Source organism: Pseudonocardia nematodicida (assembly GCF_040105385.1).
Taxonomy (GTDB): domain Bacteria; phylum Actinomycetota; class Actinomycetes; order Mycobacteriales; family Pseudonocardiaceae; genus Pseudonocardia; species Pseudonocardia nematodicida.
In genome coordinates this window covers 235,904-253,871 of sequence record NZ_JBEDNQ010000008.1, presented here as the reverse complement: position 1 = coordinate 253,871, position 17,968 = coordinate 235,904, and the positions used below count along the sequence as shown (strand labels likewise).

General features: G+C 70.3%; 19 protein-coding genes. 10 read left to right on the top strand and 9 right to left on the bottom strand.

From position 1 onward, the window contains the following. Positions 1–12: 12 nt before the first annotated feature. The 5 genes from WIS52_RS20185 (at position 13) to WIS52_RS20165 (ending at position 5,339) form a co-directional block, all read left to right on the top strand. Positions 13–1,512: an MFS transporter gene (locus WIS52_RS20185; protein ID WP_349299860.1), complete on the top strand. Its 1,500-nt coding sequence runs from the start codon at positions 13–15 to the stop codon at positions 1,510–1,512. Continuing rightward, positions 1,509–2,435, top strand: coding sequence for an aldo/keto reductase (locus WIS52_RS20180; RefSeq protein ID WP_349299859.1), 927 nt, complete (start codon positions 1,509–1,511; stop codon positions 2,433–2,435). Before WIS52_RS20185 ends, WIS52_RS20180 begins: the two co-directional genes overlap by 4 nt. 33 nt (positions 2,436–2,468) lie before the next feature. Continuing rightward, positions 2,469–3,392: an LLM class flavin-dependent oxidoreductase gene (locus WIS52_RS20175; RefSeq protein WP_349299858.1), complete on the top strand. Its 924-nt coding sequence runs from the start codon at positions 2,469–2,471 to the stop codon at positions 3,390–3,392. After that, entirely contained in the window at positions 3,389–4,384 is a 996-nt protein-coding gene (locus tag WIS52_RS20170; protein WP_349299857.1) for a glutathione S-transferase C-terminal domain-containing protein, read from the top strand. The genes WIS52_RS20175 and WIS52_RS20170 overlap by 4 nt, the downstream gene beginning before the upstream one ends. 310 nt (positions 4,385–4,694) lie before the next feature. Beyond that, positions 4,695–5,339: a response regulator transcription factor gene (locus WIS52_RS20165; RefSeq protein WP_349299856.1), complete on the top strand. Its 645-nt coding sequence runs from the start codon at positions 4,695–4,697 to the stop codon at positions 5,337–5,339. Here WIS52_RS20165 and WIS52_RS20160 read toward each other — a convergent pair. Next, positions 5,318–5,983, bottom strand: coding sequence for a TetR/AcrR family transcriptional regulator (locus WIS52_RS20160; RefSeq protein WP_349299855.1), 666 nt, complete (start codon positions 5,981–5,983; stop codon positions 5,318–5,320). The genes WIS52_RS20165 and WIS52_RS20160 overlap by 22 nt on opposite strands. Before the next feature lie 141 nt (positions 5,984–6,124). Here WIS52_RS20160 and WIS52_RS20155 point away from each other — a divergent pair, with 141 nt between their 5' ends. The 3 genes from WIS52_RS20155 (at position 6,125) to WIS52_RS20145 (ending at position 8,547) form a co-directional block, all read left to right on the top strand. Continuing rightward, the gene (locus tag WIS52_RS20155) at positions 6,125–6,730 is read left to right on the top strand and encodes an NADPH-dependent FMN reductase (protein WP_349299854.1); all 606 of its coding nucleotides are present in this window, start codon (positions 6,125–6,127) and stop codon (positions 6,728–6,730) included. A 190-nt stretch (positions 6,731–6,920) separates the two neighbouring features. Continuing rightward, positions 6,921–7,499, top strand: a complete 579-nt coding sequence (locus WIS52_RS20150) for a class II glutamine amidotransferase domain-containing protein (protein WP_349299853.1) — start codon at positions 6,921–6,923, stop codon at positions 7,497–7,499. A 565-nt stretch (positions 7,500–8,064) separates the two neighbouring features. Further along, positions 8,065–8,547 (top strand): OsmC family protein, encoded by a 483-nt coding sequence (locus tag WIS52_RS20145; protein WP_349299852.1) that lies wholly within the window; start codon positions 8,065–8,067, stop codon positions 8,545–8,547. A gap of 236 nt (positions 8,548–8,783) precedes the next feature. On the opposite strand, the gene WIS52_RS20140 is transcribed toward WIS52_RS20145, so the two are convergent. Beyond that, entirely contained in the window at positions 8,784–9,056 is a 273-nt protein-coding gene (locus WIS52_RS20140; RefSeq protein ID WP_349299851.1) for an SbtR family transcriptional regulator, read from the bottom strand. Positions 9,057–9,815: 759 nt separating this feature from the next. Between WIS52_RS20140 and WIS52_RS20135 the strand changes: the two genes are divergently transcribed. Together WIS52_RS20135 and WIS52_RS20130 are read left to right on the top strand one after the other, a co-directional pair. Continuing rightward, on the top strand, positions 9,816–10,157 hold the full coding sequence (locus WIS52_RS20135) for a helix-turn-helix transcriptional regulator (protein WP_349299850.1): 342 nt from the start codon (positions 9,816–9,818) through the stop codon (positions 10,155–10,157). Further along, a complete protein-coding gene (locus tag WIS52_RS20130) occupies positions 10,144–11,391 on the top strand; it encodes a type II toxin-antitoxin system HipA family toxin (protein WP_349299849.1) in 1,248 nt (415 codons plus the stop codon). The genes WIS52_RS20135 and WIS52_RS20130 overlap by 14 nt, the downstream gene beginning before the upstream one ends. A 15-nt stretch (positions 11,392–11,406) precedes the next feature. On the opposite strand, the gene WIS52_RS20125 is transcribed toward WIS52_RS20130, so the two are convergent. From WIS52_RS20125 to WIS52_RS20100, 7 genes are all read right to left on the bottom strand, one after another. Beyond that, entirely contained in the window at positions 11,407–11,550 is a 144-nt protein-coding gene (locus WIS52_RS20125) for a hypothetical protein (protein WP_349299848.1), read from the bottom strand. Positions 11,551–12,579: 1,029 nt separating this feature from the next. Next, a complete protein-coding gene (locus tag WIS52_RS31755) occupies positions 12,580–12,981 on the bottom strand; it encodes an SDR family NAD(P)-dependent oxidoreductase (RefSeq protein WP_379610687.1) in 402 nt (133 codons plus the stop codon). A 50-nt stretch (positions 12,982–13,031) separates the two neighbouring features. Beyond that, positions 13,032–13,178, bottom strand: a complete 147-nt coding sequence (locus WIS52_RS20120; protein ID WP_349299847.1) for a hypothetical protein — start codon at positions 13,176–13,178, stop codon at positions 13,032–13,034. A 58-nt stretch (positions 13,179–13,236) separates the two neighbouring features. Continuing rightward, positions 13,237–14,238, bottom strand: coding sequence for a LacI family DNA-binding transcriptional regulator (locus tag WIS52_RS20115; protein WP_349299846.1), 1,002 nt, complete (start codon positions 14,236–14,238; stop codon positions 13,237–13,239). A 57-nt stretch (positions 14,239–14,295) separates the two neighbouring features. After that, positions 14,296–14,556 carry a hypothetical protein gene (locus tag WIS52_RS20110; protein ID WP_349299845.1) on the bottom strand — a complete coding sequence of 87 codons (261 nt, stop codon included), beginning with the start codon at positions 14,554–14,556 and terminating at the stop codon, positions 14,296–14,298. 9 nt (positions 14,557–14,565) lie between these two features. Beyond that, on the bottom strand, positions 14,566–15,912 hold the full coding sequence (locus WIS52_RS20105) for a TRAP transporter large permease subunit (protein WP_349299844.1): 1,347 nt from the start codon (positions 15,910–15,912) through the stop codon (positions 14,566–14,568). Between the two features lie 43 nt (positions 15,913–15,955). Then, entirely contained in the window at positions 15,956–17,122 is a 1,167-nt protein-coding gene (locus WIS52_RS20100) for an enolase C-terminal domain-like protein (RefSeq protein WP_349299843.1), read from the bottom strand. Positions 17,123–17,968: the final 846 nt, after the last annotated feature.

Genomic DNA, 17,968 nt, shown 5'->3' with positions numbered 1-17,968 from the left:
TACTATGGTGCCGTGAGTGCTTCCGAACGAGTCAGTGACACCCCGGGTGGCCCGGTCCGCACCGCGCTCACGCTCGGCGGGGTGCTGATCGGGTTCCTCGTCGTCCCGATGGCCATGTCCGGGACGAGCGTGGCGCTGCCGGAGATCTCCGCCGAGCTCGGCGGCAGCGGCGCGGCCCTGCAGTGGGTCGTGACCGGCTACTTCCTCGCCGCCACCTGCCTGATGCTCGTCGCGGGCTCGCTCGGGGACCGGGTCGGGCGCCGGCTGGTCTTCGCGGCGGGCGTCGTCGTCTGGACGCTGAGCACGCTGGGAGCGGCGCTGTCCGGCGACGTCCTGCTGCTCGACACCGCCCGGACGCTGTCGGGCGTCGGAGCCGCGGCCGTGCTGGCCTGCGGCGGCGCGATCCTGGCGAGCACCTTCACCGGACCGGCCCGGACCCGCGCGTTCGGTGCCGTCGGTGCGGTCGTCGGGACCGGCCTGGCGTTCGGGCCGACCGTCGCCGGCTGGCTGGTCGGGACGTTCGGCTGGCGGGCGATGTTCGCGGTGTTCGCCGCGGCGGGGCTCGTCGTGCTGGCCGGGACCCCGGCGATGCGGGAGTCCACGGCGTCGGTCCGTCCGCGGTTCGACCTGACCGGGACGCTGCTGTTCGTCACCGGGATGGTCGGGCTGATGTTCGGCGTCAACCGCGTCTCGCAGGCCGGGTGGGGCGACCCGGTCGTGCTGGCCTCGGCCGGCGTGGGCGCGCTGCTGCTGGTCGCCTTCGCGGTGGTGCAGCGGCGCGTTGCGGACCCGGTCCTGGATCTCGGCCTGGTCGGCGACCGCCGGTTCGTCGGCTGGCTGCTGGCCGCCGTCACGCTCGCCTTCGGCACGGTCGGGGTCCTGGTCTACCTGCCGACCTGGCTGCAGGGGGCAGGCGGGCTGTCCGCTCAGGAGGCCGGGGCCCTCATGCTGGTGATGACCGTGCCGGTGCTGCTCGTACCGCCGCTGGCCGGGCAGGTCGTCGCCCGCGGGGTGCCCGCGCGGGTCGTCGTCGGCATCGCGGTCGGCTGTCTGGCGGCCGGCAACGCGTGGCTCGTCGGCCTGTCGCCCGGCGGAGCGGTCCTCACCCTGGCCGGACCGCTGCTGCTGCTCGGGCTGGGCAACGGGGCGGCCGTCGGCCTGATCGACGCGCAGGCCCTGGACCTCGTCGACGCCGACCGCGTCGGCATGGCGTCCGGCCTGCTCAACACGATGCGCAGCGCCGCCAACACGGTGGCGCTCGCGGTGTTCGGTGCCGTGCTCGTCACCGTCGTGCAGGCAGGGACCGGTGACCGGGAGCTCGCCGGCCGGGTCGCCCTGGGCGACCTGTCCGGCGGCGACGCCGGGTACCTCGCCGAGCAGTACACGGCGGCATGGCGGGTCGGACTCGGGCTCGTCGCGGGGCTGTGCGTCCTCGCCGGCGCCGCCGTGCTGTACCTGACCAGCCGGGCCCGGCCGGCGGTCGTCCCCACCGAGGAGGAGAGTCACCTGTGAAGAGCACCGTCCTGGGCCGGCCCGGCGCCGGCCTCGAGGTCCCCGTCGTCGGCCTCGGATGCATGCGCATGGGGTTGCAGGGGGTCGCGGGTGAGGCCGAACGGGCCCACCGCACGATCCGCCGGGCCCTCGACGCGGGCGTCACGTTCCTCGACACCGCGGACATGTACGTCCGCGGCGTGAACGAGGAGATCGTGGGTGCGGCGATCGCCGGGCGCCGCGACGAGGTCCAGCTCGCGACCAAGTTCGGGGTCGTCCGCGGCGACGGCGACGAGTTCTCGCTGCGGGGGGACGCCGCGTACGCACGTCCGGCGTGCGAGGCCAGCCTGCGCCGGCTCGGCGTCGACGTGATCGACCTCTACTACCTGCACCGCCGCGACCCGGAGGTGCCGATCGAGGAGTCGGTCGGCGCCATGGCCGAGCTCGTCGCCGCCGGGAAGGTGCGGCACATCGGGCTGTCCGAGGTCACCGGGCAGGAGCTGCGCGCCGCGCATTCCGTGCACCCGGTCACCGCGCTGCAGTCGCAGTGGTCGGTCGCCGCGCGCGAGGTCGAGGAGGTCGTCCCGGTGTGCGCCGAGCTCGGGATCGGCGTCGTGCCCTGGTCGCCGCAGGCCCAGGGCACGCTCAGCGCCACCGACGACTCGCGCGACGCCGAGTTCGACACGACCTTCCCCGGCGACCCGGGGCTGCCCGGCCGGGTGCGCGCGCTCGCCGCCCGGCTCTCGCTGCCCCCGGCCGCGATCACCCACGCCTGGATCTCCGCGCGCTCCCGGCACTGGGGCGTGCCGGTCGCCCCGGTGTTCGGCACCACGACGCCGGAGCGGATCGACGAGCTGGTCGCCGGCGCCGCGGTCACGGTGCCCGACGAGCTGCTCGACGAGCTCGACCCCGTCGCCCCGCGACCCGCCCCCGCGCACCGCTGAACCGCCGCTCCCACCGACGAACCGGAGTCCCCGATGAGCACACCGACCACATCCGCGAAGGCGCCGATCTTCGGTTTCAGCCCGTGGCGCTCGGGCGTCGACCGGGCCGCCGACCTGCTGCGCGTCGCCGTGCGCGCGGACCGGGCCGGGCTGGACCTGCTGACCGTGTCCGACCATCCCTACGTCGGCGCGAAGCTCGACGCGTACGCCACGCTCGGCGTGGTCCTGGGTGCGACCGGGCAGATCACGACCGCGGTCAGCGTCACCAACCTCCCGCTGCGCCCGACCCCGCTGCTCGCCCGCACCGTCACCTCGCTGTCCGCGCTCTCCGGCGGCCGGGTGGTGCTCGGGCTCGGCGCGGGCGGGTCACCCGGGGACATCGCGCGGATGGGCGGTCCGGCGCTGCCGCCGTCGAACGCGGTGGCCGCGCTGGAGGAGGCGATCGTCGTGCTGCGGCAGCTGTCCGGTGGGGGAGACCCGGTGACGTTCGAGGGTGTGTCGACGTCGATCACCGGCATCGACCCCGCCCCGGTGGCCGCGCCACCGGTGTGGACGGGCTCGGTCGGGCACCGGTCCCTGCAGGTCACCGGCCGGCACGCGGACGGGTGGATCCCCGGGCACGCCGCGGACTGGGTGAGCCCGCTCTACCGCCGGTCCCGGCCGGTGATCGACGAGGCCGCCGCCGGGGTGGGCCGTGCGCCCGCCGAGATCCGCACCGTGTTCAACGTCCTCGCCCGGATCGCCGACCGGCCGGTGACCGAGACCCGGGACGACGACGGCCGGTGGATCGCGGGCTCGGTGGACCAGTGGATCGAGGAGCTGACCACCGCGGTGCTGGAGCACGGCGCTGCCGGCTTCGTGCTGCACGTCTCCGACGCGACGAGCGACGACATCGCGCTGGGCCGCTGGGCGGAGGAGATCGCTCCGGCCGTGCGCGTCGCGGTGGGCGCCCGGTGACCACCGGCACCGGCGTCGCGGACTCCGGATCGGGCCGGGTCCCGCGCTACGCGAGCCCGGTCGACGTCGAGCGGTTCGGTCCCTACGGCCACGGCGGCAACCAGGGACCGTCGGGGTGGTGCCGGGCGGCGGCGCCGTTCCGCGGCCGGCTGACCGCCGGCGCGGGGGGATTCCGGGCCGAGCCCGGCCGCTACCACCTGTACCTGTCGTGGGGCTGCGGGTGGGCGCAGCGCATCGCGATCGCGCGCCGTCTCCTGGGACTCGAGCGGGTGCTGACCCTGAGCTACGTCGACGACCGCCGGGACGCCCGGGGCTGGGCGTTCCGCGAACGCCGGGGGGCCGACCCGGTGAACGGGTTCCTGCTGCTGCGGGAGGCCTACGAGGCGACGGCGCCCGGATGGTCCGGACATGTCTCGACGCCGGTGCTGTGGGACCGCCACCGGCGGACGATCGTCAGCAACGACCCGTCGGACCTCCTGGTGGACCTCGACCACGCGTTCCGGAGATGGAGCGATCCGGCCGTGGTCCTCTACCCGGCGGATCTCGCGGACGAGTTGTCCGCAATGGATTCCTACCTCTACGAGAACGTCAACGACGGCGTCTACCGGGCGGACGGGGCGGTCACCCAGTCCGATTACGACACGTGGTCGGGAAAGGTCGTCGGTGCGTTCGAGCTGCTCGACGGCCGGCTGTCCCGCAGCCGTTTTCTCTTCGGTTCCTCGGTGACCGGTTCGGATATCCGTCTCTGGACGACGCTCGCGCGTTTCGATCTCGCCTACAACCCAGCATGCGGGATCAGCGAACGGGGCCTCGCCGACTTCCCGAATCTGTGGGACTACGCCCGCGACCTGTACGGACATCCGGCCTTCCGGGAGACTACGGACTTCGACACGTTCCGGTTCCCGCCGCCCGGACCGCGCGACGACGGCATCGTGCGGCGACGCGTGGATCCGCGCGAGGAGGACTGGGAGAAGCCGGTCGACCGGCATTAACTTGATTCGCGCAGGGGAGGTCCGGACTCCGGCTGGATTTGGCTTGTGTGAGTCGGAACAACTTTGTTGTCATCGCTCCGTCAGTCGTTTACCGTTGAATGCAGTGGCCCGACGGAGTGCACTCGACGGTTGATCAGCCGGGGGGCGACTCACAATGCGCAGCACGCTCGTGAACAATGAACCTGCCGAAGTGGGGGCGGCGTGCGACCGGTGCCACGCATCCCATTCCGCACCCGACGAACCGGCGATCTCCGGGCGGTGGACGGCGCGCGTCCCGCTCGGTGGGGCGACGGCTGTCGCCGGCCGGCGCGTGCTGGTGGTCGACCCGGACACCGAACGCGCCGCCCACTTGGCGCAGGAGCTCGGCCGGCACGAGATCCGGTCGGCGGTCACCGCATCGGCGATCGAGGCGCTGCACCGCTACAGCGAGGTCGACATCGTGCTGCTTGACCTCGACCTCCCGGACCGGGCCGGGTTCGACCTGTGCCGTTCCCTGGTCGCCCTGTCAGGCATCCCGATTATCGCGATGACGGCGCGTCCCGAGGAGGTCGACCGGGTGCTCGGGTTGCAGGCGGGGGCCGACGACTGTGTGGTGCGTCCGGTCGGGCTGTACGAGCTGCGGGCCCGCATCGATGCCGTGCTGCGCAGGTTCCGGTCGGGTGCGCCGCCGATCGGCGCCGGGACCGGCGGGCTGTCCCTCGATCCCGTCGAGCGCCGGGTCCGCGTCGGGGATGCCGAGGTCGAACTGTCCCGCAAGGAGTTCGACATGCTGCACATGCTCGTGCGGGCCGGCGGCGGGGTGGTGTCGCGGTCCCGCCTGCTGCGCGAGGTGTGGGACGGCTCGTACTCCCGGCGCACGATCGACACGCACGTCAACTCGGTCCGCAACAAGCTGGGTGACGCGGCGTGGATCGAGACGGTCCGCGGGGTCGGCTACCGCATGGGGCGGCCCTGATCCGGCGCGTGCCCGTGCAGGAACGTCCGCACCCCGGCGCGCACCATCATCTCGACCTCGGCCGGCGACAGCGTCGTGGCCAGATAGGCGGGTGAAGTCGTCGACACCAGAAGAGCCAGGTGCAGGGCGGCCCGGTCGGGATCGTCGACATCCAGCAGACCTCGCTCGGCGAGCCGGCCCAGCCGGTAGGCGAGGTCGCGCATGACCCGATGCGGGCCGGTGCGCTGCCACGTGCGGACCGTCTCCTTCGGGATGTGCTCGATCTCGGCGTTGATCTGCCGGACGAGCGCGTAGTGGTCGGCGTACTCGGGCGTCGGTGTCGCCCACTCCAGCCCGAACGCGACGAGCGCCTCCTCGAGGCCGGCCGGTCCGTCGACCTCGAGGTGCCGCTCGATGATCTCGAACTGGGCCTCGGCGACCTGGGCGGAGCTCTCCCGGATCACGGTCCGGAACAGCTCCTCCTTGTCGGCGAAGTGGTTGTAGATCGTGCGGGTCGACACCGCGGCGGCCGACGAGATGGCGTCGATGCTGGCCCGCGCGTACCCGTCCCGGGCGAAGACGCCGAGCGCGCCGGACATGATCGCCCGGCGCTTGTCCATGAGCCCTCCGGCCCGACGGCCGCCGCCGCGACTGATGTTGACCATGGTCCCTCCAATGCAATGCACGTGGTACCTTACTGCAGTACGCGTTGCAGCGTGGTCCGTGTGCCTAGAGGCTGCACTACGGGCGCGCGACGCCGGCAACCGCACCGAGAACCGAGCGCACCGAGACTCAGGAGCACAGACATGACCCGGATCGCCATCGTCATCGGGAGCACCCGGCCCGGCCGGCGTGGGGAGCTCGTCGCCCGCTGGATCAAGGAGAAGGCCGAGGCGCACGCGACCGCGCTCTCCGGCGCGGCGACCTACGAGATCGTCGACCTCGCGGACGTCGAGCTCCCGCTGCTCAACGAGCCGCTGCCGCCGCTGTTCGGCCAGTACCAGCAGGAGCCCACCCGGCGGTGGGCCGAGACCGTGGCCGGGTTCGACGGCTTCGTCGTGGTCACGCCGGAGTACAACCACGGAATCCCGGCGGTCCTGAAGAACGCGATCGACCACCTGTACGCGGAGTGGAATAACAAGGCCGCGGGCTTCGTCAGCTACGGGGTGCACGGCGGCGTCCGTGCCGCCGAGCACCTGCGCCAGGTGTTCGCCGAGGTCAAGGTCCCGGGCGTCCGCAGCCAGGTCGCGCTGGGCCTGTTCACCGACTTCCGGATCGAGGACCCGACCGAGACCGGCGTGCTGGAGGCCGGGCCGCACCACGACGAGACCGTCGGCGAGCTCCTCGACGAGGTCGTGGCCTGGTCCGACGCGCTCGCCCCGCTCCGCGACCGGGCGGCGGCCGCGGCCTGACGTCGCGCGCCACGCACCCGCGACGCCCCCGGTCCGACAGGGCCGGGGGCGCCGTCGTCGGTGGCCCCGGGGGAGTTGACACGACCCTGACGTCCGGGACGTTGAACCCGCCGGGGCCGCCGTCGGATCCTGGAACCGTCGAACGGATCCGGCCCGCCGCCGGTCCGCCACCCGATCACCGGAGTGTCCCGTGTCGGTTCTCAGTGGGGTATTCCACTTCCCGGGCAGTCTCGACCACCCGTCGCTCGTGGGCTCGTTCCCCGAGGCGAGCCCGTTGGGCACCACGCTCTGGACGTCACGACGGTCGGTCCTCTACTCGGTCGGGGAGCCCGTGTCGGGCGACCGGGTCCACCGCGCCGTCCTCGAGGTCGACGGCAGCAGCACCGCCGCGGTGGTCCTGGGCCGGATACACGACGGCTCCGTGTCGGACCTGCGGGCACTCGGGTTCGGGGCCGCGTGCCGGAACTCCGCGGAGGTCGCGATCTCGGCGTACACGGCGTGGGGGGAGGGCTTCGTCGGCCGTCTCGGCGAGGAGTGCTCAGTGATCCTCTGGGACGAGGGAGCGGCCCGCCTGGTCCTCGCCAACGGCACGGCGTCGCCGGACCTGCTCCGGTTCCGGCGGGTCCGGGACAGGGTGCATGTGCACAACGTCCTGCGGCCCACACGGACGGGCGGGGCCCGTGGGGCGGCCGCGTGGGAGGTCGCCCAGCACGAGGCGACCTTCGACAGCGTGTGCGCGGGAGGCCGCACCACGCTGCACGCTGCGTGACGTCCGCGGGTGCGGCTCCCGGCACCGGTCCCACCCGTCGTTCTCCCTCGTGTGTCACCACCCGAGATCAGCCGGCAGGTGCTCGCGCGGAACGATCTCGAGTATCCCCAACTCGCGGGGCTGCTCGGACATCATCTGTACGTCGGCGGTGGTACGCCCAATATCGAAGAGGCGGACACCGGCGCAACCGAGCACGACGAGATCATCCGCTCACTCCTGGCCGAGGGGCCGACGGCGATACGGGGGAAACACGTCGGAGCCCATCACGCTGGACCCGTCCCGCCCGCCGCTCCCCACGTCGCGAACGGTGGCCGGGCGGCAGGAGGTGTGTGAGGATCGTTCCGTGACCCCGGCGGCATCGGTTCTCGTGCGCAGGATGCACGTCGACCTCGTCCGCGTCACGGCGAGCGGCTGTCGCCGCTCGGCCGCTTTCTGAGCGCGGGCCCAGTCAGACCGCATCCCGTCAGCCTTTCCCACTCCCGAGGTTCGCGCCGTCGGGTGTCCCCCGGGCACGTCGCGCGGGAGCGCCGCCGACGGTGCCGGCAGCCGTCCGAGGGGAGCACTCATGGCCATCCAGCCCAAGGAGACCGTCGTCCCGTTCGCCCTGCACGGCGAGGGCAGCGGCGTGCTCCCGACCCTGACCGTGGCCGGCGACGCCGGCCACGAGTTCCTGACCGACGCCTATCCCGCCTTCGGCGGCGCCGACTCCGCGCCGAGCCCGCTGTTCTACGCGCTCGGGGCGCTCACCTCGTGCAACCAGGTCGCCGTGAGCCTGGTGGCCAAGGACCTGGGTATCCGGCTCGGCCGCTGGACCTTCGATGCCCAGGGCGACCTGGACACCGCAGTCCTGGTCGGCGGCGCCGCCGGCAACGCCAACTTCGACCGGGTCGAGGTCCGCGCGACGGTCGAGACCGACGCCACCGAGGAACAGTTCGCCCGGCTGATCTCCGAGACCGCCCGCCGGTGCCCGGTGACGCAGCTGTTCGAGCGCAGCGGCCTCGAGCTCATCAACGACTGGACGCGGGCGGAGCTCCCGGCCGCGGTCTGACCCCGACCGTCCCGTCGCCAGGACTCCGGGCGACGGGACGGCGGGCAGGAAGCTCCGAGCCGGAGGCCGAACCGTGACGCTGTCCGGGCGCTTGTTCACTCTCGAGCACGGAACCACAGGCGGTCGATCACGGCCGCGACCCCTGCTCGGACGGTCTCGGTGGTGGCGGGTCAGGAGTCCTCGCCGCGCCGGAAGCCGTCGGGCGTGAACGTCATTAGCCGGTCGGCGTTCTCGGGCTACAGGCCGGCACGTGCCCAGGACGCCGCGTTCGTCAGCGCGAAGACGTCCTCGCCGCGGAGATCGGCGCGCACTGCTCCGGCGGTGCGCGCCCCGGCGACAGGCGCTTCCCCGATCGCCGTGATCCGTGCGCAGTCGTCGTGCAGTTCCGACCCGGCGTCGGCGGCCACGAGCAGGTCGGCCAGTCCGCTGTAGGTGGACGCGTGCTCGACGACGGCGCGCACCCAGGCGTGAAGATCGGCCACGGTGATGGTCGAGGATGTGCTGGCCATGATTCTGTCCTCGTCGTGGCCGATCAGGCGGGAATGATCCAGTGTGATCAACGCCCCTGTCGCCCAGAATCCTGGCGACGCGACGGCGGGTGGGGGACTCAGGGCCGGAGCCGGGCCGTGATGGCACGCATCTCGCCCTGGTGTCGCCGGAAACCATTCAGCGAGACTGGGTACAGCCGCACGATCGCCGGGCCCGTCGGCCAGCAGCTGGCCTCGCTGAACGCGACGGCCCACCGGCGTCTGCTGGACAGGAGGTCGTCGCTGGGAGCCCGCCCCACCCCGTCCACTGGCAGGCAAGTACCAGTGCAATCCGACGCCGTGTCGAAGTGGCCCGCGAGAGGACAGCACCGGAATCCGGCTGGAGACAGGCACACCGCGCTGGCGGCGCCCTCCATCAGGTCTTGATCAGCTCGGTCCAGATCGCCGCGCTCTCCGGCTTGCCACGGACGAACGCCGCTGCGCTGGCACTTGCTCGCTGTCGGCGCGGCACTACGGCCGGTCGATCACGGCCGCGACCTCCGCCTGGACAGTCATGTAACACCGCCAGTATTTCAGCCGCGCCGGAGGCCGTCGAGTGTGAACGTCACCAGCCGGTCGGCGTCTTCGGGCGACAGGTTGGCACGTTCCCAGGCCACGGCGCGGAGGGATCGAGCGGACCTGCTCCAAACCTCGGGGCTGGTTCGGCAAGAGCGCCCCAACCCCGCCGCTATGATAAAACATGTCTCTGGGCAGTTAAGTCACGTTTTAACGAGGTCAACCATGGCGAAGCGATCTGTACCGCTGCGGCCGCACGTGCAGGATGCCCTCAGCGTGTGGGGTCAACTCATCAGGCGCGGTCGGCTCGACCGAGCCTGGACGGCCAAGGACCTCGCTGGTCGCGCGAATGTCTCGGAGCAGACCGTGCTCTCAGCGGAGTCCGGTCATCGTGGCACCGCGGTCGGCACGATGCTGGATCTGGCAGACCTCGTCGGCGTGCCCATCTTCGGCATCGAGGACCGCGCCGAACTCGCGATCCGTCGCCAGCGCGGCGAGGAGATGCTCGCTCTACTCCCCAGCCGTGTTCGCAGGCCCACGGGAGGAACCATCGATGACGACTTCTGAGGAGCTCTATGTCTGGACGTGGCCACCGAACCAGAAGGAGCCTGTCCTGGCCGGGCGGGTGGAGCAGGCTGGGTCGCTCGTTACCTTCATCTACGCGCTGAGGTACCGATCGCGGCCGGATGCCATCAGTCTGTTCGCCCCGGAACTTCCGCTGCGCCCCGGCATACAGGAGCCGGCAGACGGGCTGACCATCGCGGGCGCCCTCAGGGACGGGAGTCCCGACAGATGGGGTCGGGGTGTCATAGAACGCCGAAGAGGTGCCACCCCGAACTCTCTCAGCGAGATCGACTACATGCTAAGTTCTAGCTCGAATCGCTTCGGAGCACTGGACTTCCAGGCCAGTAGTGAGAACTACGTACCGCGGGATGACTCGGCGACCCTCGATGAGCTGCACAAGGCGGCCATCATCCTCGATGAGGGTGGGGAGGAGCTGTCGGCAAGCCTCGACGCGGCGCTGATACATGGCACAAGCCTCGGAGGCGCACGGCCAAAGGCGACTCTCACCGATGAAGATGGGAGTGAGTGGCTCGCGAAGTTCGCGTCCTCAGATGATCGCGTGTTCTCAGTCGTGAACGCTGAAGGCGCGATGCTTGAGCTTGCGCGCAGGGCGGGAATCGATGTCCCCGAGAGCAAAGTCGTCTCATCCTTGGGAAAAGAAGTCCTTCTCGTCAGGCGATTCGATCGAGACGGAACCGGCGGGAGACACCACGTCGTATCTGGCCTGACAATGGCCCAGACTGACGAGATGTACGCCCGGTACGTGTCCTACCCGCAGATCCTCGATGTGCTTCGCATGTACGCGGAGGACGCGACTCAGCCCGGCCCGGACCTGTTCCGGCGCATCGCGATGAACATTGCCATCAGCAACAACGATGACCATGCCCGGAACCACGCCGCGTTCTGGAACGGGAGGTACTTGGAGCTCACCCCAGCCTACGACCTCGCGCCAGGGCAGAGGTCCGGGGACACATTCGAGCAGGCGATGGCATTTGGACGAGGGCACCACGGCGCGAAGGTGTCCAACTTTGCGGCTCTGGTGCGCGAGTCGGAGACCTACGGGCTCAGCGGTTCAGAGGGTCGGGACATCATCGATCATCTCGTGTCGGCGATCCGCGACAACTGGAATGATGCTGCGGAGGTGGCGCGCTTGAGCTCCGCAGACAAGCAGAATCTTCGAAAGAGGCAGATATTGCCGAGGGCGGCATTCTTCGACTACGATGCCATACCACTCTGACGAGCAGGGCCATCGTCAGATGGCCACCATGTGTAGAACTGCAACAGCCAGTTCATTGCCGTCATGCGAGCGCGTGAGGAACGAGCTGATGTCAGATTCGCGATAGGTCACGAGTGTGAGCGGCTCGGTCAGCTTCGCCTCGAACTCGACCGGCGTCAAGTCGCCGAGGGTGCCTTGGCTTGTTGGCGAGTGATACTTCCGCTCGATCCACAGCCGATGGCTAGGCTCAGCGCTTGCCGCGCAACCCTCGGACCTGCAAGTTCGGGCGGTCCTCACCGCACGGTGACCAGTTCTTGTATCCACCGCATCTCCTGGCCTCCCCGCGGTTCCGGGTGCGCCGGCCCGAGGGGCGCGCCACCGCAGATCGGTTGCGTCTCGGAGGCCCGCGGCGCCAGCACGACGTACCGCTATGCGCCGTCCGAGGGTGGTCGGCGCCGACCGGGATCGTGTGCTTCCGGACATCGGCGTCGTCAGCCACCTCGTCGATCCGCTGCTCCTGTGCGGCGGCGATCCTGTGTCCCGCGCTGCGCGAGGTCCACTGCCTGTCAGCTCGGAGGCCCGGCTGAAGTTCGACATCTGCGTGTAGCCGACCTGACGCGCCACGCTGGACGGCGTCGTCCCCGCCGTCAGCAGCTCCCGAGGGTCGCGCTGATCTTCCGCAAGCTCACCACACACACTCTGTCACGCGCTGCGCCGCCTGCTGTGCGCTCGCGCGGTAGTCGATGAGCGGGTGCTCCCACAGATCCGTCGTGCGGTGTTCGTTCGCGAACTCGGAGCGCTCTTGCTCGGCCCGGCTTCCGCACCCGGCGAGGGAGAGGGCGCTCGGTCATCAGGTGCAATAGTTGCTGTTCTGTTTGTCATAATTGGCATTATCGGCTCCGTACCAGTGCAAGGGGTTCGTGCCGCGGGTACCGCGAGATCAAGACGTCGGGCTGTTCCGGGCCGAGGACCGGCCAACCAGCTCCTGGCGCACCTGTGAGGGTGCGTCTCCCGTCGCGGTCGGCCTGTTCGCCGAACTGGACCCACCCGATCAGCTGACGCTTCCTACACCCACACCTACACCGGGTCCCCGACCAGGACCACGCCGACTTCGACGCCGTGTGCGGCCTCGCCGGCGACAGCCGCTGCGCCAACCCCTGGTCCACCGACCTCGACCGCCGCGCCCGGGCTCCAAGCCCTACTCCACGATCAACAGAGGGTAGCGGCCCGACCAGGGTTGCACAGCCAGGCCCCGGCAGGAGTGGCGTCGCGTACATCTCCTCGATGTCGCCACCGAGCTGGGCCTTCAGCCGTCGCGTGACATCGTCGGTCAGCACCTCTCCATGCCCCGACGACGAGTCCGTCGAACGTCTGCGCAACCACGCCGCTCGCTTGGATCATCGGCAGGTCGAGCCCGTCGGTCATCGGGGTCTCGGCGAGGAAGAGGTGCACGCCGAGGACGTGAGTGCCCTGCGGCCGCAACTCGATGCGCAGGGAGTTGCTCGCCGACCACATCGCGGCCTTCGAAGCCGCGTAGGCAGTTGGGACAATGACCCAGCTGGCGGCAGAGAGCACGTTGACCAAGGCTCCTCCGCCGTTGCGCGCGAGCACCGGCGAGCTGTTGCGGGGCCGCGATCCGTGACCACACCGGGATGCCGATTTCAGCGATCAGCGTCGCCGGAGTGGCGGAGCGCATGGAACCCGAGATCGGCACGATCGGGCCGATGGTCGCCGAGACAGGCCGGCAGCACGTCGGAGAGGAACTCGGAGATCGTCGACTTCGCCCGCGCGAACGACATCCGGCGCATCTCCGCTCACCTCGGCCACCTCGACTGAACGGACCCGGGCGACCGCCGACGGCGCCGGTCACCCGCCGCGGTGCGGCCCGGCGCGGGGCGGGCCGGCGCGGGGCGGGCCGCTCGACCCCCGTTCCGTCACCGCGATCCCGTCCCGCACGATGACCGGCTGGCGCGCGCTGTCCAGGCCGACCAGCGCTTGCAAGGCGCGTTCGCCCAGGGAATGCACGGGCATCGCGACGGCGGTCAGCGGCGGCGACACCACCTGGGCGACCTCGTTGTCGTGCACGCAGACGACGGACAGCTCGTCGGGAACCGTAACCCCTCGTTGGGCGCACCGGCGCAGCACACCGACGGCGGATCGCACGTTTGCGACAACGACAGCGGTGACGCGCGAATGCTCGTCCAGCACCTGGTCGACGCTGTGCACTCCCCCGTCGATGCTCAGCGGACCGATGACGATCGGGTGCAAGGGTAGGCCCAATCGCTCGACCGCCTCGCTGAATGCCTGGGCGCGTCGCCGGGTTGCGTCGCGCTCTCGGGGCCCACCGATGTGGGCGATGTCGATGTGCCCCAGCTCGACGAGAGCGTCGACGGCCATCCGGATGGCCAGACCGTCGTCGAAGACGACTGAGCGGGCCGGCGGTTCGTGGACCTGGTTGACGAAGACCACGTTGCGATCACTGATCCGGGCCGCCTCGGTGGCATCGACTGGCGCTGCGAGCAACAAGCCGTCGAGGAACTGCTCGTCGAGCAGCCGGACGAAGTGGTCGGTCCGTCCCGGGCGGGACGACTCGCTGGCCACCAGCACGGTGAGCCCGAGCGAGTCGGCCGCGCCCTCCATCGCCTCGGTGAGCGCGGCCCAGACGGGGTTGGTCAGCTCCGGTACGACCAGACCGACCGACCCCGTCCGGGAGAGCCGCAGATTGCGCGCCGTGCGCGAGGGGGTGTAGCCGAGCTCGGCGACGGCATCGACGATCCGCCGGCGAGTCTCGTCCCGGATCCGGAGCCGGGGGTCCTCGTTCACCACCCGGGACACCAGAGCCCGGTCGACACCGGCGCGTTCGGCCACGTGTGTGATCGTGACCCGGGCGGGCCCGCGCCGGTGCCGTTGCTCCACCGGAGCAGGTTACTCGTCGGTCTTCCAGCGGTGCAGGTACAGGCCGACCAGGCTCAGCAGACCCGCACCGGCCGCGGCGGCGTAGGCCACCGGCCCCAGCAGGTTCGACGCCATCTCGACCACGGTCGAGGCACCGAGGACCAGGGCAACGAGCTGGATCAGCACCATGACCGCGCCCACGCAGAACGACAGGGCGAGCACCGCGCCGAACACGTTGTCGAGGACCTTGGTGGCGGCGACGCGCGTGTGCGATTCCTGTTGGTTCGTCATAACGACCTCTCAGAAGACGATCGGCAGCCAGGACATCCCGACCACGATTCCCAGCGCGTACATCGGAATGACGTAACAGCTCACCAGCGGTAGGAATGTTCTGACCGGGTTGACCTGCGAGATTCCGGAGGCGATGTAGATGGGGGCAGCACCCGGAGGAGAAGCCCCCTCGGTCGAGGAGAAGATCAGAATCGCCGTCACGGCGGCGGCGGGCGGGACTCCTGCGGCGGTGAGCACCGAGAAGGCCACACCACCGATCGTGGCTATCGTGGCGGCGGAGGGCAGCGGACCGGCGACGAGGATGACCAGGATGCCGACCAGAGCGACGGTGAGCAGCGGCGCAGCCTGGAACCCGGACAGCAGCTCACCCAGCTGCGGACCGAGCCCGAGCTCGGTGAGCACCTCGGAGGCGGCGAAGGCGAAGACCACGGTCGCACCGACCGCGCTGAACCGCGGACCGGAGTCACGGAACATGGCGAACCAGCCCGAGGCACTGTGCGGCAGCTTCTTCCAGCCCAGGATGATGGCCGCCACCGACATCAGGGCCGGGATCCAGACGACGATGTTGATCGTGTCGTGTGCGCTCTCGCCGATCCAGTCGATCGCCCGCTGTGCCAGGGGTCCGATCGTGACCACGACCGGCAGCGCGACACCGACGAACACCAGCAGCGACCACCAGCCCTGCCGGATGGACTCGCCGACACCGAGCAGGTCGGCCCGATCGACCTTCTCGACGCCATACCGGCGGACGAACACCGCGACCAGGATCAGCCGGTACAGCAGCATGTAGCCGGCGGCCACCAGGCCGGGCAGCAACAGCTCCTCGAGCCCGATGACCGGCGCGACGGCCGCGCTTCCGGCGAGGATGAGCAGCGACGGGCTCGGCGGAATCACCGTTCCCATTCCCGCGTTGCCGGCCACGATCGTGGCCGACATGTGCTTCGGCCAGTGCGAGCGGTTCATCCAGGGGATCGTCACGGCGCCCACCGCGGCGGCATTCCCGGAACCGCCGTGCGAGACCGCTCCGAACAGCGCGGCGGCGACGGTCGAGACGTATCCGGCACCGCCGGTCATCCGACCGAGGAGCGAATTGAGGATTCCGACCATGCGGTCGATCAGCCCGGTCCGCACGAAGATCGCACCGAGGAAGACGAACGTCATGGCGGCGTAGACGATCGGTTCACTGAACGCCTCCGCCATTCCGGATGCGAACAGGCCGAGGAAGTCCCCGCCGCCGAAGGCGCAGAGAACGACGAAGGAGACGCCCAGTGCCTCCCCGACCGAGCGTTTCAGCACGGCGATCATGACGATGATCAGGGCGATGTAGACCGCCAGCGCGATGACTGCGATACCCATGGAGTTCTCCGCGTTGAGAGCGAGGGTGGGGGACGGAAGGTGATCAGCCGAGCAGGCGGCTGATCAGAGGACGGAGTTCGGGCTTCTCCTCCAGGCCGAACCCGGGGGCGGCGGTCGGGGCGATCCGGCCGTCGACGACCTCGACCCCCGGCGAGTAGCCGCCGAACGGCTGGAAGACCCCCGGGTACGCCTCGCAGCCACCGAGCTCGAGCCCGTGCACGATGTGCAGATTGATCAGATGCCCGCCGTGCGGCCGGGCCTGGGTGCGGCTGTGCCCGGCGGACTCCAGGTCGGCGATCATCCCGGCGTACTCGGTCAGCCCGTAGCTGATGCCGGCGTCCATCTGGAACACGTCGAGCCCCGGTCGCATCCCGCCGTGGCGCACCAGGTTGGTCGCGTCCCGGCGGGAGAACAGGTTCTCACCCGTGGCGATCGGTCCACTGTAGATCTCGGCGACGGCCCGGTTGAGGTCGTAGTCCAGCGGGTCGCCCGGCTCCTCGTACCAGGCCAGACTGTAGGGCTCCAACTCCTTGCCATAGGACAGCGCCGTGTCCAGGTCGAACCGGCCGTTCGCGTCCACCGCGAGCTGGGACGGATCCCGAGTGACCGTGAGTGCTGCCTCGATTCGGCGCAGGTCGTCCGCGAGCAGGGCACCCCCGATCTTGATCTTGAAGACGCCGTAGCCGGCGTCCCGGTAACCGGCCAGCTCCTCGGTCAGCGCCGAGGTCCCGTACTCGTCCCGGTAGTAGCCGCCGGCCGCGTAGACCGGCACCCCCGGACGCGTCGCCGCCCGGCCGAACTCGCGGGCGATCAGGTCGGCGGCCGGGACCCCCTCGAGTTTCGCGTTGAGATCCCAGATCGCGAGCTCCAGCGCGGCCACCGCACCCGCACGGTCGCCGTGACCGCCGGGCTTCTCGTTGCGCATCAGGAGCGCACCGATCGCCGCGGGGTCGAACCGCGATCCCGAACCGTCGAGCAGGCTCTCGGCCGGGGCGGCGAGCAGCCGGGGCGCGAAGCGCTCGTCGATGAGGCCGGGCTGGGCGTAGCGCCCGATGGAGTTGAAGGCGATCCCGGTCACCCGTCGCCCGTCGCGCACCACGTCGCTAGCCACCGCGACCAGCGAGACGTCATGGTCGGCGAAGCTCACCATCGCGTTGGAGACGTTCCCCTCGAGCGGGACCCGCAGATGCCTGATGCCGGTGATGCGCATGGACTCCCTCGTCACGTCGATCGTTCAATCGATTGAACGCGGACCATGCCAGGCGCCTAGCAACCCGTCAAGCCACTGTCGCCGCCTCCACAGATGGCCGGCCGCGACGACGTAATAGACGTCGGCGAGGGGTTCCTGCGCGCTTTGAACCGCTAGACCTCCCGACCGACCTCACGGTGGTCCGTTCCGTCTTCCTCCGGCGACGCGAATCACCGGCCATGGCCGCGCGTGGCCGGCAGACCCCCTCCTCAGGAGCCCCACCCATGGAAGCCCTTCGCATCGCGTGCTCGGCACCGCACGGATCTCTGGGCTGTCCCTCATCTCCCCGGCCAGGACGACGGCCGACCGAATCGTCGCCCTGGCAGCCTTCGAGCGCGACCGCGCGGCGGCGGTCGCCGACAAATACGGCATCGAGGCCGTGCTCGGCGGCTATCAGGACGTCGTGGCTTCACCGAGGGTTGAGATCGTCTTACAACCCGTTGGCGAACGCACTGCACGGACCCTGGAACCTCGATGCGGTCCGCGCGGGCATGCATGTGCTGAGCGAGAAACTTTTGCATCGAACGCTGCGGAAGTGCGCTTGGTCGCCGGCGCAGCACGCGCCACTAGGTCACCACCGTCGAGGGCTTCCACTATCTGTTCCACCCCCGGTCATGCTGCGCGCACACAAAATCCTGAGTTCCGGGGAGATCGGCGACCTGCGTGCGGTCGAGGCGCGCACCCTGATACCCGCCCCGACGGTGACGACCTGCGCTGGGACCATACCCGGGCAGGCGGCGCCATCATGGACCTCGGATGCTGTGGCCTGCACGCCCACCACCTTTCTCGCCCCTTGGCGAGAGGCAG

Excerpts from the sequence above, each read along its gene's own strand:
- WIS52_RS20175 (WP_349299858.1), top strand. The coding sequence starts at position 2,469 with ATGAGCACACCGACCACATCCGCGAAGGCGCCGATCTTCGGTTTCAGC.
- WIS52_RS20160 (WP_349299855.1), bottom strand. The coding sequence starts at position 5,983 with ATGGTCAACATCAGTCGCGGCGGCGGCCGTCGGGCCGGAGGGCTCATG.
- WIS52_RS20155 (WP_349299854.1), top strand. The coding sequence starts at position 6,125 with ATGACCCGGATCGCCATCGTCATCGGGAGCACCCGGCCCGGCCGGCGT.
- WIS52_RS20145 (WP_349299852.1), top strand. The coding sequence starts at position 8,065 with ATGGCCATCCAGCCCAAGGAGACCGTCGTCCCGTTCGCCCTGCACGGC.
- WIS52_RS20140 (WP_349299851.1), bottom strand. The coding sequence starts at position 9,056 with ATGGCCAGCACATCCTCGACCATCACCGTGGCCGATCTTCACGCCTGG.
- WIS52_RS20135 (WP_349299850.1), top strand. The coding sequence starts at position 9,816 with ATGGCGAAGCGATCTGTACCGCTGCGGCCGCACGTGCAGGATGCCCTC.
- WIS52_RS20130 (WP_349299849.1), top strand. The coding sequence starts at position 10,144 with ATGACGACTTCTGAGGAGCTCTATGTCTGGACGTGGCCACCGAACCAG.
- WIS52_RS20120 (WP_349299847.1), bottom strand. The coding sequence starts at position 13,178 with ATGCGCCGGATGTCGTTCGCGCGGGCGAAGTCGACGATCTCCGAGTTC.
- WIS52_RS20110 (WP_349299845.1), bottom strand. The coding sequence starts at position 14,556 with ATGACGAACCAACAGGAATCGCACACGCGCGTCGCCGCCACCAAGGTC.
- WIS52_RS20105 (WP_349299844.1), bottom strand. The coding sequence starts at position 15,912 with ATGGGTATCGCAGTCATCGCGCTGGCGGTCTACATCGCCCTGATCATC.
- WIS52_RS20100 (WP_349299843.1), bottom strand. The coding sequence starts at position 17,122 with ATGCGCATCACCGGCATCAGGCATCTGCGGGTCCCGCTCGAGGGGAAC.